We start from the raw sequence: 26,585 nt of genomic DNA on the forward strand, positions 1-26,585 counted from the left end.
TTCCCAAGGCCCCCACTTGCCATGCAGACCCTGCTGCGCTTCTACACCTTTTCCTTTGCCTTTACGGCGGTCTGCCTTGCGCTGGCGGGCTATTACGGCTGGGCCAGCACCGGCAGCCTTGGCGGGATGCTTTCGGTGCTGTGGATCGTGTTCGTGCTGTCGATCCTCGAGATTTCGCTCAGCTTCGACAATGCCGTGGTCAATGCCACGGTGCTGCGCGAAATGGACCCGGTATGGCAGCAGCGCTTCCTCACCATCGGGATCCTGATCGCGGTGTTCGGGATGCGGATCGTCTTTCCCATCGCGATCGTCTCGATTGCGGCGCAGATCGGCCCGTGGGAGGCGGTGCAGCTTTCGCTCGGCGATCCGGAGGAATATGAACGCATCGTCTCCAGCGCGCATATCGGGATTGCCGGATTTGGCGGCGCATTCTTGGCGATGGTCGGCCTCAGCTTCTTCTTCGATTCCGACAAGGACATCCACTGGATCGCCTCGGTCGAACAGGCGATCAACCGTTTCTCGACCGTGCCTGCGGTCGAAATCGGGCTGGTCCTGTCGCTGGTCTATGGCGTTTCGACCATGTTGGTACCGGATGATGCGCTGACCTTCCTGACAGCCGGCGTCCTTGGCCTTGTCACCTATATCGGCGTCAATGCGCTGGGCGCGATCATCGAACAGCGCGAAGCGGCCAAGAAGGCAAGCGGCGCCATCGTGCGATCGGGCCTTGGCGGGTTCCTGTATCTTGAAGTGCTCGATGCCAGCTTCAGCTTCGACGGCGTGATCGGCGCCTTTGCCCTGTCGAACAACATGATCGTGATCGCCATCGGCCTGTCCGTCGGCGCGATGTTCGTGCGTTCGATGACGATCCACCTCGTCAGGGCCGGGACGCTGGCGGAATATCGCTATCTCGAACATGGTGCGTTCTGGGCAATTATCGTGCTGGGCGCGATCATGCTGGTGTCGGCGCGCTATCACATTCCGGAAACCTTCACCGGGCTGATCGGCGCGGTGCTGATCGGGCTGTCGCTGTTCTGGTCGATCCGGCACAATCGCGCGGAACGCGCGGCTAATGGTGGGACTTCGCCAGACGCGTAGCCAGCGGCGCGGCCAGCACCAACTGGGCGAGATGATAGAGCAGCAGCGGGGCGATGACGAACCCGGCGCTTTCCGGCGGAAACAAGATCGCAGCTAGCGGTGCGCCGATGGCGACGCTCTTCTGTGATCCGGCAAACAGGAAGGTGATACGGTCGCCGCGGGGAAAGCCCAGCAAGCCCCCGGCACTCCACGCGGCCCCCAGCGCCAGGGCCAGCAAGACCAGCACCAGCGCCACCAGCACCGCCCAGTCGGCAGGCGAGAACAACCGCGCCAGCCCCTGTTCGACCGCGCCCGAAAAGGCGACATAGACCGCAAGCCCGATCACCGCGCGATCCAGCCATGCAATGCGCGCGCGCTGGGCGGCAACCCGCTCGATCACCTTGTCCTGCACCGCCTGACCGATCAGGAACGGCAGCACAAGGATCAGCCCGATGCGGAAAATCGCCTCGCTGCCGATATCCCCCGCACCCCCGCCGCCCAGCAGCGCGAACAGCGGCGCGCTGACAAACACACCGGCGATATTGATCAGCGCCGCACCCACCACCGCCAGCGCGACATTGCCTTGGGCAAGGCTGGTATAGGACGTCGCCGACTGGATCGTGGAGGGCAGGCAGCCAAGATAGATGAACCCCAATGCCACCAGCGGCGGCAGAAACGTCCCTGCCAGCGCGGCAAACCCCACCCCCGCCAGCGCCATGCCGCCGAACACGAACAGCATCAACGGCCCGAAAAACCGCCAGTTGGCGATCCCGCGCGCGATCTCGCTTCGCCGGATGCGCATCCCGTTGACGAGGAACAGCACGAAGATGCCGCCGTTCGAGACATGGCGCGCGGCGGCGTGCCCTTCGCCAGTGGCAGGCAGCAACAGCGCAAGCGTCGTCGCGATCAGCAGCACTGCGATCATCGGATCGAACAGGAAAGGCAGGCGGCGCAGCAGCATGGCGCGAGCGCCCTGCCCCGCCTTGTCCCAATTGTCGAGCGGGAGCAGTCTAACGGACGATCAGCGCGGGCGGCGCGAGGTCTGCCGCCAAGGCGGCGAAGCGCTCCGACCTATCCGAATTGCCAAGTGCGCGGGCGGCCTTGGCCCGCAGGTGCAACAATCCGGGATCATGCCCGCCGCCAAGCGCGATCGCGTGATCGAGCAGCAGCGCTGTGCGTTCCCAATCGCCGCGCTGGCCCAGCCCCTGCGCGAGCGCGATCAGTGCCGGGATATTTTCCGGCTCTCCCGCCACATGGCGCGCAAGCAAGGTGTCGGCGGCGGCATCATCGCCCGTGCTGCGATAGGCGACCATGGCCTTGCGGGTCAGCAGCCACGGTCGGCGCACCCTTGCCATGATTGCATAGGCTTCCAGCGCCGCGGGCGCATCCCCGCTCAGCAGGGCAGCATCCCCGGCAAGTTGGGCAATATCGCCCGAAAGCGGAAAGCGGGCCCGAAGGCCCTTCGCCCGGGCCTGCGCAGCGCCCGGATTCCCCGCAGCAGCGCTCGCGCGCAAATCGGATGTCGCCTGCGGCAGACCCGCGCGCTGTGCCAGCACGACGGGGGTGCTGCCGGGCGGCGCATAGGCGCGTTCAAGCAGCGCGGCCGCGCTGGCGCGGTCGCCAAGCCGCTCGTGCGCTCGGGCGACCAGCATCGCGAGATAGGGCGAGGCTTCGGGACGCGCAGCATCGGCGGCAAAACGCTCAACCACCTCGGTCTCGCGTCCGCCCAGCAGCAATGCCCGCACCAGCAGTTCGCGCAACCGCGCATTGGCCGGCTGGCGCGCGGCCAGCATTTCGAGCCGTTCGGCGGCGCTATCGTGATTGCCCTGTTCAAGACTGATCAGCGCATCGAGCAACACCGCAGCCGGAACCTCGCGCGCTGCCATGCCGCTGCGTTCGAGCAGGCTGCGCGCCAGCACCGCCTTGCCGCCGCGCTGGGCCAGCACGGCTTGCAGGAAGAACACACGGCGGTCTGCGGGCGCAATTTCGGCCAGCTTGCGCACCGCGCGCAGCATCTCGCCATGGTAACCGAAATCGCCGAGCGTGGCGGCATATTCGGCCCATGCATCGGCGTTGCTGCTGTCTGCTGCCAATGCGGCATCGAACCATGGCAGGGAATCGGCAAATCCGTGGGCATCGCGCACCATCAACGCCCGCATCAGCAGCGCCGGTGCGTGACCGGGGCCAAGTTCCAGCGCCCGGTTCGCCGCATCCAGCGCGGTCAGATGTTCGCCGCCGCGAAACCGCAGGCGGGCGATGGCGACCCAGACGTCGGGATTGTCAGGCTCCAGCGCCCGCGCCTCGTCAAGCAGGCGGCCCGCCTCGGCCAGACTGCCATCCGCCATCATTGCTCCGGCGACGCGGAGCAGGCGCGCAATATCCGGATTTTCCGCCCCTGCATCGGGCGCGTGCGGCGGGCTGTCCGCGGCTTGCGCGCAGCCTGCCAGCAGCAACACCGCAGCCAGCAGCGCGGCCGGTCGCCTAGGTCTGCAGGTCATACTGCCTGATCAGGTCATAAAGCGTCGGACGACTGATCCCGAGCAGCTTGGCAGTGCTCGAAATATTGCCTTCGCTGCGGGACAGCGCGTGGCGGATCACCCGCCGGTCAGCCGCCTCGCGCGCGGCCTTGAGGTTGAGCACGTCGGCGCTCTCCTCCTCCCCTTCGCCGAAATCGAGATCATCGGCGCTCACCAGCTTGCCATCAGCCATGATCACTGCGCGCTTTATCCGGTTTTCCAGTTCGCGGACATTGCCGGGCCAATCATGCGCATCAATCGCGGCGAGCGCATCGGGGGCAAAGCCGGTGACAGCCGGATTCATCTCGGTGGAAAAGCGCTTGAGGAACACCTTGGCCAGCAGCACCGGATCACCGTGGCGTTCGGCAAGGCCGGGAATGCGCACCACGATCTCGGCCAGGCGATAGAACAGGTCCTCGCGGAAGGTGCCTGCGCCGATCATGCTTTCGAGATCCTGATGGGTGGCGCACACGATCCGGGTGTTGACCGCAATCGCCTTGCGCCCGCCGATCCGCTCGATCGTGCGCTCCTGCAGAAAACGCAGCAGCTTGACCTGCAATGGCAGCGGAATATCGCCGACTTCATCGAGAAACAGCGTGCCCCCGTCAGCGCTTTCGATCTTGCCCTCGGTGGTCTTGACCGCGCCGGTAAAGGCACCCTTTTCGTGCCCGAACAGCTCGCTTTCGAGCAGGTTTTCCGGGATCGCGGCGCAGTTGATCGCGATGAACGGCCCATCTGGCCGGTCACTGGCATCATGGAGGCCACGCGCGAGCAGTTCCTTGCCCGTCCCGCTGGCGCCAAGCAGCATGACTGAAACGCTGGTTTTGGCGACGCGTTCGATGGTGCGGGCAACCTTGACCATCTCGTGCGCGCCAGTGATCAGCCGGCCAAGGACGGTCTTGTCGACGCTGGCGCTGGCCAGCAGGCGGCGGTTTTCCTGCTCGATCCGGTGCAGGTTGAACGCCCGCCGCACGATCAGGCCAAGCGCATCAATATCGAGCGGTTTCTGATAGAAATCATAGGCCCCGCGCGCGATTGCCTGCAACGTGCTTTCGCGGGCTCCGTGGCCGCTGGCGACGATCACCTTGGTATCGGGCTTCAGCGCCATGATCGCATCGAGCACGGCAAAGCCTTCGCTGGTACCGTCCGGATCGGGCGGCAACCCGAGGTCAAGCGTGACCACCGCAGGCATCTCGGAGCGCAGCGCGGTCAATGCGCTGTCGCGATCCCCGGCGATGATCACATCGAAATCATCATAGGACCATTTGAGCTGGGCCTGCAGACCCGGATCATCCTCGATCACGAGCAATGGGGGCTTTCTTTCAGCCATTACGCGACTTCCCCGTATGGTATTTCATCCGTTCCGTCCTGCCCGCCGAGCAGCCGGGCCGCCTCGGCCAGCGGCAGCATCACGGAAAAACGTGTGCCGAGCCCCGCGCGGGATTCCACCCCGATCCGCCCGCCCATGCCCTTGACCAGCTCGCGCGCTTCGAAGGCACCAATACCAAAACCGCCCGACTTGGACGAAACGAAGGGCTTGAACAGGCCGGTCCGGACGAATTCCGGGCTCATGCCCTCGCCGGAATCGATCACTTCGATCGTGCCATAAAGGCCATCGGCGGTCACGTTGAGGGACACCGGCATCGCGTTGGCGCTGGCATCGATCGCGTTCTGGACCAGATGCACCAGCGCCTTTTCGAGTGCTTCGCGATTGCCCATCACCCGGACGCTCGCCTCGCGGGTCAGGGCCACGGGATGGACCGCGCGGAATTGTTCGGCGATGCCGCGCGCAAGCTGCGCCAGATCGATCGGTTTCAGATCATGGACCTGACCCTGGCCATAACGCCCCAGTTTTGCGAGCAGGGCCGAAAGCTTTTCGGCAGAATTGCGCAAGGTCACCAGCATATCGGCACGAAAAGCAGGATTATCGGCGTGCTTTTCGGCATTGGCGGCAAGCAGCGAAAGCTGGCTGGCGAGATTTTTGATGTCGTGCATCACAAACGCCATGCGGCGGTTGAATTCATCAAACCGGCTTGCATCCATCAACGCCTGCTGGCCGGCCTGCTCGGACAGATAGCTGGCGAGCTGCTGCCCGGCGACCTTGAGAAGATCGAAATCCTCCCAGTCCAGCCGCCGCTCGATCCGCGGCCGGGCCAGCACGATTGCCCCGACCAGACGATCAAAATGGATGAGCGGCACAACCGCCCAGGCATCTTCTGCCTCGGTCAGCCAGTCCGGCACGAGCGCAAGCTCGCCGTGATGATCCATTCCCGCGCGCGCTTCATCCAGCGCCAGTACCAGATTATGCTGTTCGATCAGGCCGGTCAGGCGGTAATCCGCCGCCAGCGCGGGAACGGCAAGGGTCGACCAGTTCCAGCGCGCCAGCAGTTCGAATCGCGCCTGTTCATCAGGCACCAGCAGCAGGCCCGCCGGACTTTCGGTTATATCGGCCAGGGCCTTGATCGCGCGTTCCTCCAGACTGGCACTGCCCGCCCCGCTGCGACCGATCGTGCGGGTGAAGCGCAGCCATTCCTCGCGGTAGTCATAGCGGTGCTGAAAAAGGTGCTTGGTCGCCGTGACGCGCAGCCAGCCGCGCAATCGCGGTGACGGAACCGCAAGTGCGACAGCAACAACCGCGAGCAGCACGAACACAAGCTGGCTGGTGCGGGCGATATCGCCACCGATCAGGGCGAGCGACTTGGCCGCCAGCACCATCAGCACCAGATAGCTGCCGATCAGCAGCAGCGAGAGCGTGCGGAAGGTCACCGCGCGCGACGGGCTGAATTGCACCCGCGGCCCGACCGGGTTCGTGCCAAGCGCAAACAGCGCCGACATGACACCGGCAAACAGGCCGCGCAGACCGGTCAGAAACGCCGGGTCATCGCCGCCAAGGTAGGCAATCGTGCCCAGGTTGAGGTCATAGGCAAATATTCCTGCCAGTCCGATCACGCTCCAGCGCAGCAAGGTGCGCGATCCGCCCGAAGCCCCGGCATAGAGATTGTGCAGCATCATCAGCGCGCCGATGGCCACCAGCATGTCGATCAATGCGCGGACTTCGAATATCAGTTGCTCGGCACCGCCAAGGCCTGCCGCGCGCCACTGGAACAGCACCACCACAAGCTGGTAAAGTTCGACCAGCACCAGGGCGAAGATCACGGGACGGATCGGCTTGAGGCTTGCCGCCCGGCCATCAGCGGAAAACAGCCGGAAGATCGCCGCGATCAGGCAAAGGTTGCGGGCGACCACCGCGAGCGCGCTGGCAAGGTGATGAGGCCCGAGCGCGAACGAGAGCATACACCACAGCGCACTGAAAGCGGCAGCGGCGAACAGCGGCCAGCGATCGGGCCGCGCCGATGCCCCGCTACGCCAGATCCACGCCGCCGCCCCTGCACTCAGCAAGGCGCCAACCAGCCACGCAAGGCTGGCTGCCAGCGGCATTCCGTTCCACAAGCCGATCACCGCGCACCCTCGGGCCACAGGATCACCCGCACCGTCTGGAGCAGGATCACGAGATCGAGGAAAGGCGTGTAATTCTTGGCGTAATAAAGATCATATTCGAGCTTGCGCCGACTATCCTCGACCGACGCGCCATAGGGGTAGTTGATCTGCGCCCAGCCGGTGATGCCCGGCTTGACCATGTGACGCTCGCCGTAGAACGGGATCTCCTCTTCCAGGCTCTCGACAAAAGACGGCACTTCGGGACGCGGGCCGACGAAGCTCATGTTCCCCTTCAGCACGCTCCACGTCTGCGGCAGTTCGTCGATGCGCAACTTGCGGATCACACGGCCCATGCGGGTTACGCGCGGATCGTTTTCCTCGGCCCATTTGGCCCCGTCCTTTTCGGCATCGGTCCGCATCGAGCGCAGCTTCACCAGCGTGAACGGCTCGCCATAAAGGCCCACGCGCTGCTGGCGGAAAAAGGCCGGGCCCTTGCTGTCGAGCTTTACCAGCAAGGCAAACAGCGCAATGACCGGCAAGGTCAGCGCCAGCAGTGCCATGCTCGCGACAATATCGAAGATACGCTTGACCGCGCTGGAGAACATCCGTCCGCTGGAAAACCCGTCGGAAAAAATCAGCCAGCTGGGAATGATCGTGTCGAGATCGACCCGGCCCGTCTCGCGCTCGATGAAGCTGGAGAAATCATTGACGTGAACGCCCTTGGTCTTGATCCGGAGCAGGTCCTTGAGCGGCAGGGAGTTGCGACGTTCCTGCAAGGCCAGCACCACTTCGGACACGCCGAGGTTTTCCACAAAGCGACCGAGATCGTGGATTGCCCCACGCGGGATTGCCTCCTCAACCACGCGCTGATCGTCGCTCATGGCGATATAGGAGACGATGGCGAACCCGGTTTCGGGCTTCTCGCCAAGCTGGCGCAGGCGCTGCGCCCGGTCACCTGCGCCCAGCACCATGACCCGTCGGCGGAAAGCCGAAGACCCAAGGAAACTGGTCAGCAACAAGCGGTCTGCAATCAGGACCAGAATCGCCAGCCCCATGGTATAGAGCAAGGTCGAGCGCCAGAAGAAGTCGCTGGGAAAGACAAAGTCGATCACCGCCAGCGCGATGATGCCAAGGCTGATCGCCACCAGCACCCGCGCCCCGGCAAAACGCAAGGATCGCAAGGCATTGGGACCGTAGACCCCAACCGCAATCATCGCCAGCCAGATGACCATCGCAGTGCCAGCAAGCGGCAGCCAGCGCGTCGCAAAGCCTTGCAGTTCCATGCCGATCTGGCCTGCGCGCAAATGCCACGCCAGCTCGCTTGCCAGCACGATCAAGCCCAGATCGAGCAGGCCGAGCAGCAGCACTGCGTGAGGGATATAGTGCTTGAACAAGCGGATCATTGCTTAGCCGGGCCTCTGGTGCATGCGAGGCTTGGGTCTAGCGATGAGACCTTAAGTGTCGGTAAACTTTACACCGCCCTTCAGCAAAGCTTTTCTGCGGGCTGCAAAGGCTAATGCGCCATGCTCTAGCCCGGCCGGGGACGGGGCAGCGCACCGGCCATCCGGGCGGGAGCCGGGGTCATACATTCTGCCCGCCCGCAACGCAGGCACGGCGTGCCAAGCGGCACCGCATCGGCCGGATCCAGCGATACCCCGCGGGCATAGGCAAGTTCCCCGGCAAAGCGCGCCTCGATCCCCAGCACCACCGCGCGCCGCGCCGCGCACATTACCCCGTCGCCGTCCACCGTGCGGGTGATGGTGAACCAGTGACGCGGGCTGGCCTCACCTTCGGCAAAGGTAACGGCCTGGGTCAGCACGGTGCCGGGCCGCTCGAACGCGGCATAGGGGATCCACGCCGGCCAGCGTGCGCCTTCAAGCGGATAGAGCGCGCCTGCCCCTCCTGCCGTAAAGCCCGCCAACCGTCCCGCGCGGTCAATGGTCGCCATGAAGAACGGCAGGCCGCGCTCTCCGACCCGGCCGAGTGTGGTAAGCCGCTGGGCGGCCTGATCGAAGCTGACGGCAAACCGGCGCTGCAACACCGCCAGATCATAACCGGTTTGCTCGCACGCCCGCAGAAAGCGGCGGTAGGGCAGCAGAAGCGCGCCCGCGAGGTAATCGGTGACATGTTCGCGCAAGATGCTCTTCGCTTCGCCCGAAGGCAGATTGGCGCCTGCCACCAGCGTTTCGATCGCCTCACGCATTTCCAGCGCGCCGACCTGCCGGGCGATCTGGAACCGCCGCGCCGCGCCGGGCAACATTTCGGAAAGTTGCAGCTGCCGGGCGTGGAGATCAAGCCGGTGGACCTGCCCCGGCATCACCTCCGCCGGCAGGATGCGCACGGTCATACGGTGCTTTTCACGCAGACGTTCGCCCAGCGCCGCGCTGATCTCCCCGCGCGACAGGCGCAATTCATCGGCCAGATCCTCGGCCGCGTGATCAAGATCGGCGAAGTGGTTCTGCCAGCGTTCGATCGCCCGGCGCGCGGCGGCAGCGGCGTCGTCACCACCGGCATGCCCACTGCCCGCCTGATCATACAGCCGGGCAAAGGCGGCGGCGACCTGCGGCGCGGCAGCAAGGAATTCCTGCACTTCCTCGCGGTCGATGCCAAGATCGGCAAAGCGCCTGTCGGCCATGCGCCGCACCAGCCCGTCCAGCCCCCCGATCGCCTCGTCCTCACGCAAGGAGCGCGGATCGAAATCGAAACGTTCGATCACCTGCACCAGCACGCGTGCGGAAAGCGGCCGCTGGTTGCGTTCGATGAGGTTGAGATAGGACGGCGAGATGCCCAGCATCGCTGCCATGGCGGCCTGGGTCAGCCCTTCGCGCTTGCGCAAGCGGCGCAGCGCGGGTCCGGCGAGGAGATTGGTGTCTGCCATGGTTTTTTGTAAATTACTTTACTGATTGACACAAGTTTTCGGGTGAATGTCGCTATAGCGACAAGATTTCTTGTAAGTTTTCCTGTCATGCTGCGCCGCAACACGCCAAGGCCTGCTTATCCGATGGCGCGCGCCTTTGAAACGGCGCGCCTTACTCCCCAGGACGGACAGGAGAAGCACATGACCTACCAGAACACCATCACCCGGATGCGCGAAGTGGTTGCCGCAGGCGGCCCAAGCTGGGCCGCAATCGACCCCGAGAACGCTGCCCGCATGGTGATCCAGAACCGTTTCGCCACCGGCCTCGACATTGCCAAGTACACCGCCCAGATCATGCGCGCCGACATGGCCGCCTATGATGCCAACCCGGCGCAGTACACCCAGTCGCTGGGCTGCTGGCACGGCTTCATCGCGCAGCAGAAGCTGATCGCGATCAAGAAGCATTTCGGCACCACCAAACAACGCTACCTCTACCTTTCGGGCTGGATGGTCGCCGCGCTGCGCAGCGAATTCGGTCCTCTGCCCGATCAGTCGATGCACGAGAAAACCTCGGTGCCTGCGCTGATCGCGGAACTCTATACCTTCCTCAAGCAGGCCGACGCCCGCGAACTGGGCGGCATGTTCCGCGCGCTCGACAAGGCCCGCGAAGCCGGTGACGCGGTTGAGGCCAAGCGGCTTGAGAACGCCATCGACAATTACGAAACCCACGTCGTGCCGATCATCGCCGATATCGACGCCGGTTTCGGCAATGCCGAGGCGACCTACCTCCTCGCCAAGAAGATGATCGAAGCGGGCGCCTGTGCGCTGCAGATCGAAAATCAGGTGTCGGACGAAAAGCAGTGCGGCCATCAGGACGGCAAGGTCACCGTCCCGCACGAGGATTTTCTCCAGAAGATCCGCGCCTGCCGTCACGCCTTCCTCGAAATGGGCGTGGAAGACGGGATCATTGTCGCCCGCACCGATTCGCTCGGGGCCGGCCTGACCAAGCAGATCGCTTTCTCCAAGGAGCCGGGCGATCTGGGTGATCAGTACAACAGCTTCCTCGATTGTGATGAAGTCGATCCGGCCAACATCACCAATGGCCAGGTCTTCATCAGCCGCGATGGCAAGCTGCTCGCGCCCAAGCGCCTGCCGTCGAACCTCTATCAGTTCCGCGCCGGGACGGGCGTTGACCGTGTGGTGCTGGACTGCATCACCAGCCTCCAGAACGGCGCCGATCTGCTGTGGATCGAGACCGAAAAGCCGCATGTCGAACAGATCGCCAGCATGGTCGATCGCATCCGCGAAGTCGTGCCCAACGCGAAGCTCGTCTACAACAACTCGCCCAGCTTCAACTGGACGTTGAGCTTCCGCCAGCAGATCTTCGATGCGTGGGCCGAAGCGGGCAAGGACGTGTCCGCCTACGAACGCGACCGGTTGATGAGCGTCGACTACGACGGCACCGATCTCGCCGCCGAAGCCGACGAGAAGATCCGCACCTTCCAGCGCGATGGCGCGGCACGGGCGGGCATCTTCCACCACCTCATCACCCTCCCGACCTATCACACCGCAGCCCTCAGCACCGACAACCTCGCCCGTGAATATTTCGGCGAGCAGGCGATGCTCGGCTATGTCAAGAACGTGCAGCGCGAGGAGATCCGTCAGGGGATCGCCTGTGTGAAGCACCAGAACATGGCCGGCAGCGACATCGGCGACGATCACAAGGAGTACTTCGCCGGTGAAGCTGCACTGAAGGCCGGCGGCGCGCACAACACGATGAATCAGTTTGAGGCTGCATAACCACAGCCTCACGGGAAACAGTTCGAAGCGGCATAACAGCTTGGGAGAGCTCCGGAGGGCTGCATTTTGTGGCCTTCCGGTTGCCCTCAAAGCCGCCTAAGGACTTCGGGTATTCACCCGAGGAGAGTGACGATGAGCGATAGTGATACCCCCAAGACCGAACCTGCCCGCGCCCGCGCCCTGCTGTCGACCGCCGACATGAAGCTGCTGCGCCGCGCGCTGGAAAGCCATGCCCGCGCCACCGAAGACCGCGAGGAACTGGCCAAGATCAATGCCCTGCACCACCGGCTCGGGACTTACGTGCCGGCATCGCAGTAACCCCCTTTCACAGTTCTCCTGGGGAGGAGAAACGGCCGTCGGAATGCTCCTTCACGGGGCGCTCCGGCGGCCGAATTTGTGTCATTGCGGCCCTACCGCTTCGCTACTTGAGGGCCGAACCTACTTTTTCATCAAATCAAGCGTCGCTGCTGTCAGCGCCTCGGTTGCGGTGGCGATCACCACCGGGGCATCGGGCGCCCAGAACGGCGAGTGCAGCGAAGGCAGGTCGATCTCGCCCTTCTGCGCCTTTTCCCATTCCTCTGCATGAACGCCGCCAACCCAGAAGATCAGCGATTCGACGGTCTCGCGGTCGGCGCGGTAGAACTGGCTGAAATCCTCGCCCCCCATCACCGCCGGAGTTTCGAAGACGCGGCCTTCGAAACGGGTCTTCAGCCCCGCCATCACCAGATCCGTGAATTCCGGCGTGTTGTAGGTCGCCGGCGTATAGGGATCGGAGACGGTCACGCGGGGCAGCTTGTCCTCCGGCATCCCGGCGGCCAGCGCCTCGCCCCTGGCGATCCGGGCAATCCCGTCGAGCAGGTGCTGGCGGGTCTTGTCGGCATAGCTGCGCACGGTGATCTGCAGCCGCGCTTCGTCGGGGATGATGTTGTGCTTCGACCCGGCCTGAAAGCTGCCGACGGTCACCACGGCCGGTTCCTGCGGGTCAAGCTCGCGGCTCACCAGCGTTTGCAGCCGGGCGACGATGTGCGAGGCGATGACGATCGGGTCCTTGGTCGTGTGCGGATAGGCGCCGTGGCCGCCCACCCCCGGCACCACGATGTCGACGGAATCGACATTGGCCAGCGCAAAACCCTTGGAATAGCCGATCAGCCCCGCCGGAGCCTGCGCAGCGTCGTGGAAGGCCAGCACGTAATCCGGCTTGGGAAAACGGGTATACAGCCCGTCATCCAGCATCGCCTTTGCGCCCTCGCCGATTTCCTCGGCCGGTTGCAGGATCATCACCAGCGTGCCTGACCATTGGTCCTTGCGCTCCGCCAGCAGCTGGGCGGTGCCGACCCATGCGGTCATGTGGGTATCGTGACCGCAGGCGTGCATAATGCCGGTCTCGATCCCGCTTGCAGGAACGCCGGTGCGCTTTGAAGCATAGGGCAGCCCGGTCTGTTCGATCACCGGCAGCCCGTCCATATCGGCGCGCAGCATCACCGTGGGGCCATCGCCGTTTGTCATCACCGCGACCACCCCGGTCCTGCCGACGCCCTCGGTCACTTCAAAGCCCAGCGCGCGGGCGCGGGCGGCCAGCTTCTTCGCGGTCTCGACTTCCTGGAACGACAGTTCGGGATTGGCGTGGAGATCCTGATACAGCGCGACCAGCGCGGGCATATCCGCTGCCACCGCATCGCGCAGTTCGTCCGCCTGCGCCGGCACCGCCATCAGCGCCAGCGCGCTTGCCCCTGCCCGAATCGCCATTAACCGCATCACATTCCCCTTTGCTTATTCGCCCATGCGCGCGCCGTGTTGGAGACACATGAGATACTGTACAGGACTGAAAAATCCCCGCCCCCCGCGCCCGCCAACCGGACACCGAAAACATGGTCATGGAGCGCAGTGCAGCAGATCATCGCGGCAGCATGGCACATTGCACCGCGATTAGGAAAGCGCCCTGCCCGTTACAGCCCGTACCACAACACCAGCAACACCGAGAGCACCGTCACCATCAGCGCCACCAGCGGTACCCCGGCGCGCAGGTAATCGCCGAATTCATACCCGCCTTCGGACATGATCAGCATGTTGGTCTGATAGGCGATCGGGGTGGCGTAACACAGGTTGCAGCCGAACAGCACCGCCAGCACCAGCGGTTCGGGCGGTAATCCCAACTGGGTCGCAAGGCTGAACGCAATCGGCGTGCCGATGGTCGCCGCCGTGGCGTTGGAGGCAAAATTGGTGACAAGGGTAACGAACAGCATGATCGCCGAAAGCACCAGCGCAGGGGGCAGATAGGCGAGGCCGAGCGCGAGCGCCTGCCCCAGAAACTCGGCCGCGCCGCTGGCATCGATCACCCGGCCAATCGCGATGCTGGCCGCGATCAGCACGATCACCTTGGCTGACAGCGCCCGGCCGACGCGATCAAATTTCACGCAGCCGGTCACGAACATCAGGATCGCGCCCGCCAGCGCGGCAATCGCAATCGGCAGCTTGATCGGGGCAAAGCCCCCGCCATCGAACCACGGCAGTCCGAGCGATGCGGTCGCAATCGCCCCGGCCATGATTGCACCGGCCAGCACCGCCTTTGACCGGCGCGGCAGCTCACGCGCGCCTTCGAGCCGCAGCAACCCGTCATTATTGGCAAAGTTCTGGAGGTCTTCCTCGATCCCCATCACCAGCAGCACGTCGCCTTCCAGGATCCTGAGGTCGCCGGCTTCGCTATAGGTATTGCGTTCGCCCAGCACCCGGTCGGGCCGGTGGATGCCCAGCACCGCTACGCCATAAAGATCGGCGATCCCCGAACTGGCCAGCGTGCGGGTGATCAGGCGCGAATCCGCCGTCACCGTCATCTCGACCGCGAAGATATCCTCGCCATGAGCCTTGGAAACGCGGCGGATCCGGTCAAGCACCCAGGTCGGCGCAAGTTCACCCTTGAGCGCGCGGGCGGCCTCTTCGATGGCCTCGTGGGTGCCGGAAATATGCAGGCGCTGCTGCGGCTGGAGCGCGCCGGTCGGCTGATCGTGAAAAATGATCCCCGGCGGCAGCTTGTCCTGAATCGCGGAAAGTTCTGCCCCGGCCAGCAGGCTGCTGCTGCCGACCCGCAGGCGGGTGTGGAAAATGCGCCGGATGTTTTCAGGCACCACCGAATTGTCGCGCAGCAGGCGCGGCATCACCAGCCACAGATAGGGCAGCGCCACCACCGCGGCGATGAGAACGATCGGAGTGAACTGGAACACCCCGATGGTCTCCATCCCGATATCCTCGGCAATGCTGACCACCAGAATATTGGTCGAGGTGCCGATGGTGGTGCCCATCCCGCCGATCAGCACCGCCGAATTGACCGGCATCAGGGTCTTGGACGAAGCCGCCACGCCCTTCCCCGCCAGCGCGACAAGGATCGGCAGCATCAGCACCATGACCGGCGTATCATTGACGAACATCGACAGCGAGAAGGCGATCAGCAGCGCGAACAGCAGCCCGATTCCGGCATTGGCGCGGAACACGCTTTCAAGCAGGCGGGCAAACGGTTCCAGCGCGCCGGTCACCACCAGTCCGCGCCCCATGATCATCAGCGCACAGATGGTGATCAGCGCCTGATGCCCGAATCCCCCGAAGGCCAGCGCCAGCCCGTCAGTCGGCTTGGTCCCTTCGAGCGGCGCGAAATACAGCCCCACGCCGATAACCGCGATGGTGATGAGCGAGATAATCTCGACCGGATAACGCCCGCGCCCGAAGGCGATGAACATCGCGATGGTCACGGCCATGGCGGCTATCGCGTGATAGGATGGGGCTTCCAGCATGGTCTGCCACAGGGGCTAACCAACAGCGTCATGCAAACACAAGCGAATTGTCACAAGCATCAATGCGGTGGTGCCCCTGGCCAGACTCGAACTGGCACTTCTTTCGAAACTCGATTTTGAGTCGAGCGCGTCTACCAATTCCACCACAGGGGCGCCTGCGCGGATGCCCGCGCTGTTAGCGAGGGCGAAGCGCCAAGGCAATGGCCTCTATCTCAAGGCTCCGGCGAGCAGCTTGTGCAATTTCGAATGCAGCACATCGTTTGCCGCCAGCACCTGATCGGCATGGATCGGCGCCGAACGCCCGCGGAAGTCGGACACGAACCCGCCCGCCTCGCGCACCAGCAGGCAGCCCGCGGCGGTGTCCCATTCAGAAAGACCGCTTTCCCAGAACCCGTCGAACCGCCCCTGCGCCACATAGGCGAGATCGAGCGAGGCTGCGCCGAACCGGCGAATGCCGGCAACTTCGGGGCCGATCGCGCCGAAGATCCGGCTCCATTCGGCAAAGTCGCCGTGCCCGAAGAACGGCACGCCTGTCGCCACCAGGGCATCGGCGAGGCGCGACCGAGCCGAGACGCGCAGCCGCGCATCCTGCAGCCAGGCACCGCGCGATTTTTCCGCCCAATAGGTCTGATCCGTGATCGGCTGATAGACCACGCCCGCCACCACATCGCCCCAGCCCTTTCCGTCTGCACGCGGTTCCTGCGCGGCGATGGAAATGGCGAAATGGGGAATGCCGTGGAGGAAGTTGCTGGTGCCATCGAGCGGATCGACGATCCAGCGCGGCATACCGGGATCACCCTCGATCACGCCGGCCTCTTCCATCACGAAGCCCCAGCCGGGCCGCGCAGCGATGAGTTCGTCATAAATCGTGCGCTCTGACCGAATATCCGCCTTGCTGACGAAATCGGCCGGGCCCTTGCGGCTCGCCTGCAAATGTTCGACTTCGCCGAAATCACGCCGCAAACGCCCACCCGCCTTGCGCGCGGCGCGTTCCATCACGCGGATCAGGCCGGAAATAGCTGCCATGAAAAACTCTCTGCGGTTCGCCTCGAGCAAAGTCGAGAGGCGGTTGTCCGGCGCTGGTGTGTCTCGACTTCGCTCGACACGAACGGGGTTGGTTTGGGCTCAGCTCGCCTTGCCGACATAGGCCTGTTCGTAAACATCGACGATGATGCGCGTGCCGCTGCCGATATGCGGCGGGACCATGATGCGCACGCCATTGTCGAGGATCGCGGGCTTGTAGCTGGACGAGGCGGTCTGCCCCTTTACCACTGCGTCGGCCTCAACGATCATGGCTTCGATCTGCGAAGGCAGTTCGACCGAGATCGGCTTTTCGTCCCACAGCTCAAGATTGACCTGCATCCCGTCCTGCAAAAACGGGCGCGCATCGCCCAGCAGATCGCCCGGCAGGGTAAGCTGTTCGTAGGTGTCATTGTCCATGAACACCAGATCCTCGCCCTCGGCATAGAGGAACTGGAATTCCTTGGTGTCGAGCCGCACGCGTTCAATCGTGTCGGCGCTGCGGAAGCGCACATTGGTCTTGCGGCCATCCTGCAGGTTCTTCATCTCGACCTGCATATAGGCCCCGCCCTTGCCCGGCTGGGTATGCTGGATCTTGGCGACTTTCCAGATGCCGCCTTCATATTCCAGAATGTTGCCGGGGCGAATATCGACGCCGCTGATCTTCATAGGGCTACGGGCCTTTTTCTGAAGGAAATCGTGGGAGGGCGCACCACCGACTGGCAGGCATCCCGCAAATTATGCGCGCCGATAGCCGATAGCGCCCGGCTCGGCAAGCGTGGGCAAGAGCCATGCGAAAGGCTTGGCGTTGGCCGCAGCAGGCTGGTAGGGCGCGCTGGCCATGCGGAACCGATATGTCATTATGCTTGCGCTGGGCGCGGCTGCCCTTGCCGGACTGGTTCCGGGCATGGCCGATGCGCAGGATCGCAAGACCTCGCGCCCGCAATCACGCGCCGGAATGGCCGATGGCGGCGTGCTCTCCACGATGCCGCACGGCCTCTATGAATGCGCCGTTCCCGGCGATGCCGGGGGTGAGGCCTATATCGTGATCGCCGAAGAAAGTTTCCGCATCGGCACCGCATCAAGCTATACCAATGCGCAAGGCAACGGCATCTACCTGATGCGCGGGCGCGAACTGGTGTTCACCCGCGGCCCCAAGAAAGACCAGCGCTTCCGCCGGATCGGCGACAACATGCTGCAGAAACTCGCAGCCGACGGCAGCCTTGGCAAACTGATCTGCACGCGCCGCGGCAGCCCGGACTGACCAGCCCCGCACTCACCAGCCCCCGACTGACCAACCGGGCACCGGGGCGCACATGGTTGCGGAGGGTTGATTTCAGCAGGACGCGGGCAGACAGTGCCCTGAAAGCCCGTATCAATCCACCAACGCGCTCTGGTGGCGGTTTTGCACTCTGGAGGGGGCAGGATTGGTGGGAAGATCCAGCAGATCGCCAAGGCTCATGGGATGGGCAGCCAAGGTCGGGTGCGGCGAATATCCGTCATGCCAGTATTTGGGTTCGATCATGTCCCGTGCGATGCTCATCCCGAAGAAACGCCGGGCATGTGGCGATCGGTTGTCAGGCCCGGCATGGAGCAGATCACTCCGATAAAGAATGACCGTGCCCTTGCGCGGCGCCGTCTGCACCAGACAGAACAGGTTATCGAGGGCGCGGCGGTTGCGATAAAGCTTCCACAATGTGCCCGGGCCAAGCCTGCGAAGGCTGAATTGGGAATTCTTCCCCAACGCAAAGCGCAGCAGATTTGGCTGGTGCTGATCCCACTTGGTCGAGAACACACGGTCACGAAATTCACCCGGTGCCAAAGGAGCCTTTGGGTCCTGGCGCATGCCCCACAGCTTTTTCAGGTTATGTCGGAAGATGCGATAGTTACATCCTGTCCGAAACAGCTCCATCAAGGCATAGGCCTTGCCGTCATGCCTGTTCCCGGCCCCACCATACATGTGCGTGCCCGGAACAAATACCGTCCCGCCCTGCTGTTCCGACACATTTTCGACAGCCGCAAACATGCTGATCACGCCGCTCGGATCGCGGTGGATATACTGATGCGATGAGCCGAAATAGCTGGTGAACGTGGCCATTTCGAGAACCGGGCGTGAGCGGCCACAATACTCCGACAGAACGCCTTGAAGACGCTGGCACAGGCTGGCGGCAAAGCGCGTTACGGGCGGAGACGAAGGAAGCGAGCAGAAATCGCGGCGCAGATAATGATTATCCGTCTCGCTGGCGAAGGACGATCTGCTGCGATCGGGATCGTCGATGGTTTGCCGCATCAGATCCCGGCCAACATCCGCTTCTTCATCCGACAAAAGATTGGTCAGGACCACCAGACCGTGAAGATCCATCATCGTCAGGGCTTGCCGGACACAATGATCCGCAAGCTGGCCCTTGTCATCCAGCACGGCAGGCACTTCAAACGCGGAGGTGTCGTTGGAAACCTTGAATTCAGTCATGCCAATCTGCCTTGTAGCCCTCCGACAATTTCCGGGCGGCCTGCCGTTTGCCGTCACGTTCATGTGTGGCAGTGCCGGAGGGTCTGGAGCCGGGCCCTTTTGTTGGCGCAGAAATTTCTAGATCGGGTTAACAGGACGCGATTGACGGAGTGTCATACCAATGCCCGATGAGCTTCACTCATCGCGCATTGGATAAGCCCGTGCGGCGCTCGAGCATTTCCAGCGCGCGATGCGTCAGCATCTTGGCGCGCTGGTATCAGAGGCCGGTTCCTGACCAGACAGGCGCAGGGAAAAAGCAGTCGGGCAACGGGCCGCAGTTCGGCGGCAGGAATGACCTGCCCTCCCCCAACCTTGCGGCAAAGGGGTGCCAAAGTGGCGGTCGGCTCAGCATCCCAAAGCGGGCGCGCATGCATGCGCCCTCAAGGCATATCGCCTTGCCCGCAGAGCGTTCAGTCGCGCTTGATCGCCTTGGCAAAGCCCGCGATCGCGGCAACTTCATCTCCGCCCCACACTGCGCCCGACACGGCGAGAAAATCGGCGCCGGCTTCCACCAGCGGGCCGCAGTTATCGGGCGTGATCCCGCCAATCACCACGCAGGGGATTTCGAACACCGTCGTCCACCAGCGCACGATCTCCAGATCGGGCACTTCGGCGTCCGCGCCCTTGTCCTTCGTGGTCGAAGGGAAGAACGCGCCGAAGGCGATGTAGTCTGCCCCTGCCTCGCCCGCTTCCATCGCCATATGGCGGCTGGCGTGGCAGGTGACGCCGATCTGCGCCTCGCGCCCCAATTCCTCGCGCGCATCGCGCGGCGATCCGTCATCCTGCCCCAGATGCACCCCGTCGGCCTTCAGCCGCTTCGCCAACGCAACCGAATCATTGACGATGAAGGCGACGTCATGCGCAGCGCAAATCGCCTGAAGCGGCGCGGCCAGGTCGGCGGCCTCGTGGTTGTCCACACCCTTCACCCGGAACTGGAAAGCGGTGACGAGGCCTTTGCCCGCGGCCAGCGCACGTTCAAGCCGCTGGGGAAAGTCGCCGCCGACATCAAGCGGCGAGATGAGGTAAAGCTGGGTATCAGTCATGGCCGCGCTGGCTAATCGCTCACGCCGCGCCTGTCACTATTTAAGGCGTCACCTTAAGGCGTCACCTGTCCAGACGCCACCTGTTCAGACGCTCGCACTGGCAATCTGGTCGATCGCCTTGCCCAGCACGGTGTCGAATTCATCATCCGACTGACCTTTGCGCAGGTCCTGCAACAGCCCGCGGCTGAAACTGGCGATCATGCCAGGGTTCTGCGCCAGCCGCGCGCAGGCATCATCGGTGGAGAACCCGCCCGACAACGCGACCATGCGCAGCACCCGGGGGTGGCGCGCCAGCAGAGTGTAAAGGCCCGCAGTCGCCGGGATCGACAGCTTCAGCATCACCTGCTGGCCTTCGGGCAAGGCGTCCAGATGCTTTGTGATTTCCGCAAGCAGGATCGCCTCACCCGCCGCGCGATCTGCGGCGGTGATGTCATATTCGGGCTCGATGATCGGCATCAGCCCGGCGGCGATGATCTGCGTTGCAACTTCGAACTGCTGAGCGACCACGGCGGCGATTCCCCCCGGGTTGGCCGACTTGATGACCGAACGCATCTTGGTGCCGAACATGCCCGCAGCAACCGATTTTTCGAGCAGCGCCGCCAGCTTCACCATCGGCTTCATCAATTGAACGCCATCCGCTTCGTCCGCCAGACCTTCATCGACCTTGATGAAGGGCACGATCCCGCGCGCCTTCAGCGCATCGCCGGTGGACTGGCCGCCCACCAGCCCATCCATCGTCCTTTCGAACAGGATCGCACCGATCACCTTGCCGCTGGCGAAGCACGGCGAGGTGATGACGCGGGCACGCATGGCGTGGATCGCGGCGAACATTTCATCATCGCCCGACCATTCGCTGTCTTCCACACCATAACCGCGCAGCGCCTTGGGCGTGGAGCCACCCGACTGATCAAGCGCGGCGATGAAGCCCTGCCCGGTGGCAATGCGGGTCGTCATTTCGCGGGTGTTCATTGCGGCGTTCTCCAGTGGCGCGGGGCGGGGTATGATAGGGTCTTGGCGGCTGCCCGCACAGGTTTATGCATACCTATGCAAAGCAGCTTTCGCACGCGCCATTAGCGAGGGTATCGGCTGGCTGCAACCACCCATGCTGCACCTGCACAGCAGGCACCGGCATGCGGATCAACGCCGGGTCAGCCGCCGGATGATGCCGGTAAAGCTGAGCGCCGGCTTGCCGTCGCCTGTCACCATCCCGCGCACGAAAATCGTCTTGCCGCCGCCGCGTGTAACCTCGCCGCGCGCCTCGACCAGTGCGCCGGGCGGCACCGCGCCGAGAAAATCGCCCGCGAGGTTGAGTGTCACCGCGTGATCGCCGTTCAATTCCTCAGTGGCGATGGCGAACAGCGCAAAATCGGCGAAGGTCAGCAGGCAGCCGCCGTGCATGAACCCGCCGCCGTTCATGTGGCGCGGCTCGGCGCGAAAGGCGCTGAGATAGGAGCCGTCATCCTCGCGCTTCATGTAGAACGGGCCGGAGCGGGTCTCGTACGGATCCTGCGTCCAGTGCCGCCAGCCGGTAAACTCGCCCTCGGCGCACAGGCTGGCCGAGGCGTAGCCCCAATCATCGGTTTCCCTCATTCTGCCTATCCCCGTGCCTATTTCCACAATTGCAGCTTGCTGACCGCCCCGGCGAGGTTTTCACCCGGATCGATCCGCGCAAGACTGCGTTCAGCCAGCTTCCACCCGCCGATCGCCCCCTTGCGCCACAAGCCGGTGACAAGAAAAGGGCCGACCCACGGCGTTGCTCCCAGCCGCAGTTCCAGCTCGCATCCGGCGACGAACCATGCACTTTTGCCGTGCTGGCGGACGAACACTTCGTGGAAGGCGAACCGGGTGCAGCCAAACCCGCGTTCGATTCCGGCCGCGAAGCTGGGCCGGTCGAGCAGCTGCGGCGGCAGGGTGCCGATCATCGCCACGAAATCGCGGGCCAGCAGCTTTTTTGCATCTTTGGCATCGCCCGCCAGCCACGCACGCATCAGGCGCAGTTCGAGCGCTTCGACCTCAGCCGCGGTATCGGACATATCAGGTTTCGAGCGCGGCCACGCCCGGCAGGACGCGCCCTTCCATCCATTCGAGGAAGGCGCCGCCAGCGGTTGAAACGTAGGTGAAATCGTCGGCCACACCCGCCTGTGCGAGCGCCGCGACCGTATCCCCGCCGCCAGCCACGCTGATCAGCGATCCTTCCAGCGTGAGAGCCGCAGCCGTGCGCGCCAGGGCGTTTGTTGCGGCATCGAAGGGCTCGGTCTCGAACGCGCCGAGCGGCCCGTTCCACACCAGTGTGCGGCAGGTCTTGAGCACATCCGCCAGCGCCTCGACCGCCTGCGGGCCAAGGTCGAGGATCATTTCGTCTTCGCCAACCTCGTGGACGTTGCAGGTGCGCAAGGATGCCGGGTTGGCGGCAAATTCCGTCGCCACCACCACATCATAGGGCAGGTGGACGGTGCAGCCCGCATGGTCGGCCTCGTCCATGATCCGGGCCACGGTGTCGGCCAGATCATGTTCGCACAGGCTTTTGCCGACATTGACGCCGCGCGCGGCAAGAAAGGTGTTGGCCATCCCGCCGCCGATGATCAGGTGCTGCACCTTGCCAACCAGATGTTCGAGCACCGCGAGCTTGGTCGAAACCTTGGCCCCGCCAACCACGGCAGCGACCGGCGCTTGCGGGTTGCCAAGGGCTGCGTCGAGTGCCTTAAGCTCGGCCTCCATCGAACGGCCGGCATAGGCGGGCAGGAAATGCGCCAGCCCCTCGGTCGTGGCATGGGCGCGGTGCGCGGCGGAAAAGGCATCATTGACGTAAAAGTCGCCATGCGCCGCCATGGCCTGCGCAAGGTTGGGATCATTGCCCTCCTCGCCTGGCCAGAAGCGGGTGTTGTCGAGCAGGCCGATATCACCGGCGCGCAAGATCCCGATCGACTGCGCCACCACGGGCCCCGCGATTTCGGGGATGAACATGATTTCCTTGTCCAGCACCTGTTCGACATCGCCCACCACCATGCTGGTCGACAGGGTCGAGTGCCGCTTGCCTCCCGGACGCCCGAAATGGGCCAGCAGCAGCACCTTGGCGCCCTTGTCCGCCAGTTCGAGGATGGTCGGCCTCACCGCCTCGACCCGCGTGACATCGGTGGCCGAGCCGTCCTTCATCGGCAGGTTGAGATCAACGCGCACGAGCGCGACCTGACCGGAAAGATCGGCGGGCAGATCATCGAGGGTCTTGAACTTGGCCATCTTTCATTCCCGTCTTTCCGGCGAAGGCCGGAACCCAAGAAGGCACCGGCCACGCGTATTCGCTCTGGGCCCCGGCCTGCGCCGGAGTGACGACAATCCCTTACAAGAACTTCGCCATCACCCCGGCAGTGTCGATCATCCGGTTGGAAAAGCCCCATTCGTTATCATACCAGCTGACCACGCGGGCAAGCTTGCCTTCCATCACGCTGGTTTCAAGGCTGTCGACCGTCGAGGACGCCGGATAGTGGTTGAAGTCCGAGGAAACGAGCGGCTGATCGGTGAAATCGAGCACCCCCTTCATCGCCCCGTCGGCAGCAGCCTTCAGCGCGGCGTTGATTTCCTCCGCCGTGGTATCGCGGCCCGGCACGAACACCAGATCGACCATGCTGACATTGGGCGTCGGCACGCGCACCGATGACCCATCGAGCTTGCCCTTCAGTTCGGGCAGCACCAGCCCCACAGCGCGCGCAGCGCCGGTGGTGGTCGGGATCATGTTCATTGCGCCTGCCCGCGCGCGGCGCAGATCAGAGTGGATCTGGTCGAGCATGCGCTGGTCATTGGTGTAGGAATGGATCGTGGTCATGAACCCGCGCTCGATCCCGACCGTGTCGTTCAGCACCTTGGCCACCGGCGCAAGGCAATTGGTGGTGCAGCTGGCGTTGGAGATGATCACGTCTTCGGCGGTCAGCGTTTCATGGTTGACGCCGTAAACGATGGTCTTGGACACGCCGGTCGCAGGGGCTGAAATCAGCACGCGCTTAGCCCCGGCGGCCAGATGCGGGCGGCTGGCCTCGTCCGACTGGAAGAACCCGGTGCATTCCAGCACGATATCGACGCCCATTGCCCCATGCGGCAGCTTGCCCGGATCGCGTTCCTTGGTCACCGCAATCCACTTGCCATTGACGATGATCGCATCGCCATCGGCGCGCACTTCGCCGTTGAAACGGCCATGCACCGAATCATGGGCGAACAGCAGAGCGTTCGCCTTGGCATCCGCCAGATCATTGATCGACACGAGATCAAGATCGTGGTCGCTGCGTTCAAGGATCGCACGCGCGACAAGCCGGCCGATGCGGCCAAAACCGTTGATGGCAACCTTGGTGGCCATAATAGAAACTCCTGCTTAGCTGTTCAATTTGTTCTGGATTTGCGGGACGATAGCATCGACGGTTAAGCCGAAATGGGCAAACAGATCGCTCGCCGGGGCTGATGCGCCGAAGCTGTCGAGCCCGATATTGAGCCCATGCGTCCCGGTGTAACGCTGCCAGCCGAACGTGCTCGCCGCCTCGATCGAGACAATCAGCGCATCTGCCGGGATAAGATCGGCGCGGTAGGCGGGCGGCTGTTCATCAAACAATTCGCTGCACACCATCGACACGACGTCCACACCCACGCCCGCCGTTTCAAGCTGCGCGGCGCATTCCATCGCAAGCGAAACTTCAGAACCGGTGGCAAGGATCACCACCTTGCGCGCCGCGTCTGCCGGCTTGATCCGGTATCCGCCCTTGGCCGACAGGTTTTCGCCCGCAGCAAGCCGCAGTTGCGGCAGGTTCTGGCGGGTCAGCGCCAGCACGGTGGGGCGATCAGGCTGACGCAGCGCAATCTCCCAGCACTCCGCCGTCTCGACCGCATCGGCCGGACGCATCACCAGCAGGTTCGGCATGGCCCGCAGCGAAGCGAGATGTTCCACCGGCTGATGGGTCGGCCCGTCCTCTCCCAACCCGATGCTGTCATGCGTCATCACGTAGATCACGCGGGCTTGCTGCAAGGCCGAAAGACGGATCGCGCCGCGGGCATAATCGGTAAAGACCAGAAAAGTGCCGCCATAGGGGATCACGCCGCCGTGCAGCGCCATCCCGTTCATCGCGGTGGCCATGCCGAATTCGCGGATGCCGTAATAGACATAGCGGCCGGCGTAATCATTGCGCGAAAACGTGCCGATGCCGCCCGCCAGCGTGTTGTTCGACCCTGTCAGGTCGGCGCTGCCGCCGATGGTGTCGGGGAGCAGCGGGTTGATCGCGGCCAGCGCGATTTCGCTCGCCTTGCGGGTGGCGATTTTCTGCGGGGCTTCGATCAGGCCTGCGATGTGGGCATCAAGGCTGAAGCCTTGCGGCAGATCGCCTGCCATACGGCGTTCGAATTCGGCCTTGTGGTCGGATGCCTCCAACCGTCCGGCCCACGTGCCGTGTGCGCGGCGGCCGGGTTCGCCCGCCATGTGCCAATCGGCCAGAATGTCCGAGGGGATCACGAAGGGTTCAGCCGTCCAGCCCAGCGTCTCACGCGCGGCGGCAACCTCAGCCGCGCCCAGCGGCGAACCATGGGTGGCGCTGGTGCCCTGCTTGCCCGGTGCGCCCTTGCCGATCACCGTGCGGCAGGCGACCAGCGACGGGCGCGGATCGGCCTTGGCCTCTTGCAGGGCGCGCTCGATATCGGCGAAATCGTGGCCATCACATTCGGTGACGTGCCATCCGGTCGCGACGTAACGTGCCTTGATATCCTCGCTGGTCGAAAGATCGGTGGCGCCGTCGATGGTGATGCGGTTATCATCCCACAGCACATTGAGGTGCCCCAGCCCGAGGTGGCCTGCCAGCCCGATCGCTTCGTGGTTGATGCCTTCCATCAGGCAGCCATCCCCCGCGATCACCCATGTGCGGTGATCGACCAGATCATCACCGAACACGCTGTTCAGATGCCGTTCGGCCATCGCCATGCCGACCGCCATCGCAACCCCCTGCCCCAGCGGGCCTGTGGTGCATTCCACCCCGTCGAGCAGGAAGTTTTCCGGGTGGCCCGCGCACGGGCTGCCAAGCTGGCGGAAGTTGCGGATGTCATCAATTGTCGGCGCGGCATAGCCGGTCAGATACAGCAGGCTGTAGATCAGCATTGATCCATGTCCTGCCGACAGCACGAAGCGATCACGGTCGGCCCAGTGCGGCGCGGACGGATCGAACTTCAGATGCCGGGTGAACAGCACCGTGGCGACATCGGCCATGCCCATCGGCATTCCCGGATGGCCCGAATTGGCCGCCTCTACCGCGTCCATCGACAGGGCGCGGATGGCATTGGCCATAAGCGGCAGGCGGGCGGGTGCGATCGTCATGGGCGCGCGTGTCTCCTGATGCTGTCCGGGCGTTCCTTGCCCCGACCAAGTCCGGCCACGTCTTGCAGGCAGCCGATTCGATCCCTCGTTTGCGGGCTGTGCCATTGCCGAGCCATGGGGGCAGGTCAACCTTGTGTGCGACACCTCCTGCAACCCTTGCCCAGAGGACTTATCAACAGGCCGCACCAAAGCTTTGCACGCGCAGGCCT

General features: G+C 63.9%; 22 protein-coding genes and 1 tRNA gene. 4 read left to right on the top strand and 19 right to left on the bottom strand.

All coding sequences use genetic code 11. From position 1 onward, the window contains the following. Positions 1 to 21: 21 nt before the first annotated feature. Positions 22 to 1,095 (top strand): DUF475 domain-containing protein, encoded by a 1,074-nt coding sequence (locus BUA05_RS01700; RefSeq protein ID WP_072672941.1) that lies wholly within the window; start codon positions 22 to 24, stop codon positions 1,093 to 1,095. On the opposite strand, the gene BUA05_RS01705 is transcribed toward BUA05_RS01700, so the two are convergent. The 6 genes from BUA05_RS01705 to BUA05_RS01730 all read right to left on the bottom strand — a co-directional run bounded on the left by BUA05_RS01705 (position 1,067) and on the right by BUA05_RS01730 (position 9,906). Continuing rightward, positions 1,067 to 2,035 carry a bile acid:sodium symporter family protein gene (locus BUA05_RS01705; protein ID WP_072672942.1) on the bottom strand — a complete coding sequence of 323 codons (969 nt, stop codon included), beginning with the start codon at positions 2,033 to 2,035 and terminating at the stop codon, positions 1,067 to 1,069. The genes BUA05_RS01700 and BUA05_RS01705 overlap by 29 nt on opposite strands. Positions 2,036 to 2,084: 49 nt before the next feature. Beyond that, positions 2,085 to 3,572 (bottom strand): tetratricopeptide repeat protein, encoded by a 1,488-nt coding sequence (locus BUA05_RS01710; RefSeq protein ID WP_086616547.1) that lies wholly within the window; start codon positions 3,570 to 3,572, stop codon positions 2,085 to 2,087. After that, positions 3,556 to 4,920 (bottom strand): PEP-CTERM-box response regulator transcription factor, encoded by a 1,365-nt coding sequence (gene prsR / locus BUA05_RS01715; protein WP_072672944.1) that lies wholly within the window; start codon positions 4,918 to 4,920, stop codon positions 3,556 to 3,558. The genes BUA05_RS01710 and prsR overlap by 17 nt, the downstream gene beginning before the upstream one ends. Continuing rightward, positions 4,920 to 7,067 carry an XrtA/PEP-CTERM system histidine kinase PrsK gene (gene prsK / locus BUA05_RS01720; RefSeq protein WP_084662409.1) on the bottom strand — a complete coding sequence of 716 codons (2,148 nt, stop codon included), beginning with the start codon at positions 7,065 to 7,067 and terminating at the stop codon, positions 4,920 to 4,922. The genes prsR and prsK overlap by 1 nt, the downstream gene beginning before the upstream one ends. Next, entirely contained in the window at positions 7,046 to 8,431 is a 1,386-nt protein-coding gene (locus BUA05_RS01725; RefSeq protein ID WP_072672946.1) for a TIGR03013 family XrtA/PEP-CTERM system glycosyltransferase, read from the bottom strand. Before BUA05_RS01725 ends, prsK begins: the two co-directional genes overlap by 22 nt. Before the next feature lie 125 nt (positions 8,432 to 8,556). Then, positions 8,557 to 9,906 carry a helix-turn-helix domain-containing protein gene (locus BUA05_RS01730; RefSeq protein ID WP_072672947.1) on the bottom strand — a complete coding sequence of 450 codons (1,350 nt, stop codon included), beginning with the start codon at positions 9,904 to 9,906 and terminating at the stop codon, positions 8,557 to 8,559. A gap of 180 nt (positions 9,907 to 10,086) precedes the next feature. Between BUA05_RS01730 and BUA05_RS01735 the strand changes: the two genes are divergently transcribed. Together BUA05_RS01735 and BUA05_RS01740 are read left to right on the top strand one after the other, a co-directional pair. Further along, a complete protein-coding gene (locus BUA05_RS01735; protein ID WP_072673080.1) occupies positions 10,087 to 11,685 on the top strand; it encodes an isocitrate lyase in 1,599 nt (532 codons plus the stop codon). 132 nt (positions 11,686 to 11,817) lie between these two features. Then, a complete protein-coding gene (locus tag BUA05_RS01740; RefSeq protein ID WP_072672948.1) occupies positions 11,818 to 12,003 on the top strand; it encodes a hypothetical protein in 186 nt (61 codons plus the stop codon). A gap of 120 nt (positions 12,004 to 12,123) precedes the next feature. Here BUA05_RS01740 and BUA05_RS01745 read toward each other — a convergent pair whose 3' ends face one another. The 5 genes from BUA05_RS01745 to efp form a co-directional block, all read right to left on the bottom strand. Next, the gene (locus BUA05_RS01745) at positions 12,124 to 13,440 is read right to left on the bottom strand and encodes an amidohydrolase (protein WP_072672949.1); all 1,317 of its coding nucleotides are present in this window, start codon (positions 13,438 to 13,440) and stop codon (positions 12,124 to 12,126) included. A 191-nt stretch (positions 13,441 to 13,631) separates the two neighbouring features. Then, positions 13,632 to 15,467 (bottom strand): SLC13 family permease, encoded by a 1,836-nt coding sequence (locus BUA05_RS01750; RefSeq protein WP_072672950.1) that lies wholly within the window; start codon positions 15,465 to 15,467, stop codon positions 13,632 to 13,634. 68 nt (positions 15,468 to 15,535) lie between these two features. Next, positions 15,536 to 15,620: transfer RNA gene (locus tag BUA05_RS01755), tRNA-Leu, on the bottom strand. A 54-nt stretch (positions 15,621 to 15,674) separates the two neighbouring features. Next, the gene (locus BUA05_RS01760) at positions 15,675 to 16,493 is read right to left on the bottom strand and encodes an inositol monophosphatase family protein (RefSeq protein ID WP_072672951.1); all 819 of its coding nucleotides are present in this window, start codon (positions 16,491 to 16,493) and stop codon (positions 15,675 to 15,677) included. Positions 16,494 to 16,592: 99 nt separating this feature from the next. Then, positions 16,593 to 17,156, bottom strand: a complete 564-nt coding sequence (gene efp / locus BUA05_RS01765; protein ID WP_072672952.1) for an elongation factor P — start codon at positions 17,154 to 17,156, stop codon at positions 16,593 to 16,595. 172 nt (positions 17,157 to 17,328) lie between these two features. Between efp and BUA05_RS01770 the strand changes: the two genes are divergently transcribed. Then, the gene (locus BUA05_RS01770) at positions 17,329 to 17,751 is read left to right on the top strand and encodes a hypothetical protein (protein WP_072672953.1); all 423 of its coding nucleotides are present in this window, start codon (positions 17,329 to 17,331) and stop codon (positions 17,749 to 17,751) included. A 111-nt stretch (positions 17,752 to 17,862) separates the two neighbouring features. On the opposite strand, the gene BUA05_RS01775 is transcribed toward BUA05_RS01770, so the two are convergent. The 8 genes from BUA05_RS01775 to tkt form a co-directional block, all read right to left on the bottom strand. After that, a complete protein-coding gene (locus BUA05_RS01775) occupies positions 17,863 to 18,957 on the bottom strand; it encodes a phytanoyl-CoA dioxygenase family protein (protein ID WP_072672954.1) in 1,095 nt (364 codons plus the stop codon). A gap of 449 nt (positions 18,958 to 19,406) precedes the next feature. Further along, the gene (gene thiE, locus BUA05_RS01780; RefSeq protein WP_072672955.1) at positions 19,407 to 20,039 is read right to left on the bottom strand and encodes a thiamine phosphate synthase; all 633 of its coding nucleotides are present in this window, start codon (positions 20,037 to 20,039) and stop codon (positions 19,407 to 19,409) included. 84 nt (positions 20,040 to 20,123) lie between these two features. Continuing rightward, positions 20,124 to 21,008, bottom strand: a complete 885-nt coding sequence (locus BUA05_RS01785; RefSeq protein WP_072672956.1) for a fructose bisphosphate aldolase — start codon at positions 21,006 to 21,008, stop codon at positions 20,124 to 20,126. Between the two features lie 168 nt (positions 21,009 to 21,176). After that, complete coding sequence (locus tag BUA05_RS01790) at positions 21,177 to 21,629, bottom strand: PaaI family thioesterase (RefSeq protein ID WP_072672957.1); 453 nt, start codon at positions 21,627 to 21,629, stop codon at positions 21,177 to 21,179. Positions 21,630 to 21,646: 17 nt separating this feature from the next. Beyond that, positions 21,647 to 22,072, bottom strand: coding sequence for a YybH family protein (locus BUA05_RS01795; protein WP_072672958.1), 426 nt, complete (start codon positions 22,070 to 22,072; stop codon positions 21,647 to 21,649). 1 nt (position 22,073) lies between these two features. Next, the gene (locus tag BUA05_RS01800) at positions 22,074 to 23,276 is read right to left on the bottom strand and encodes a phosphoglycerate kinase (RefSeq protein WP_072672959.1); all 1,203 of its coding nucleotides are present in this window, start codon (positions 23,274 to 23,276) and stop codon (positions 22,074 to 22,076) included. A 100-nt stretch (positions 23,277 to 23,376) separates the two neighbouring features. Next, positions 23,377 to 24,384 carry a type I glyceraldehyde-3-phosphate dehydrogenase gene (gap, locus tag BUA05_RS01805; protein WP_072672960.1) on the bottom strand — a complete coding sequence of 336 codons (1,008 nt, stop codon included), beginning with the start codon at positions 24,382 to 24,384 and terminating at the stop codon, positions 23,377 to 23,379. Positions 24,385 to 24,399: 15 nt separating this feature from the next. Further along, on the bottom strand, positions 24,400 to 26,376 hold the full coding sequence (gene tkt, locus BUA05_RS01810; protein ID WP_072672961.1) for a transketolase: 1,977 nt from the start codon (positions 26,374 to 26,376) through the stop codon (positions 24,400 to 24,402). Positions 26,377 to 26,585: the final 209 nt, after the last annotated feature.

It is taken from the genome of Erythrobacter sanguineus, assembly GCF_900143235.1.
Classification (GTDB): Bacteria; Pseudomonadota; Alphaproteobacteria; order Sphingomonadales; family Sphingomonadaceae; genus Erythrobacter; species Erythrobacter sanguineus.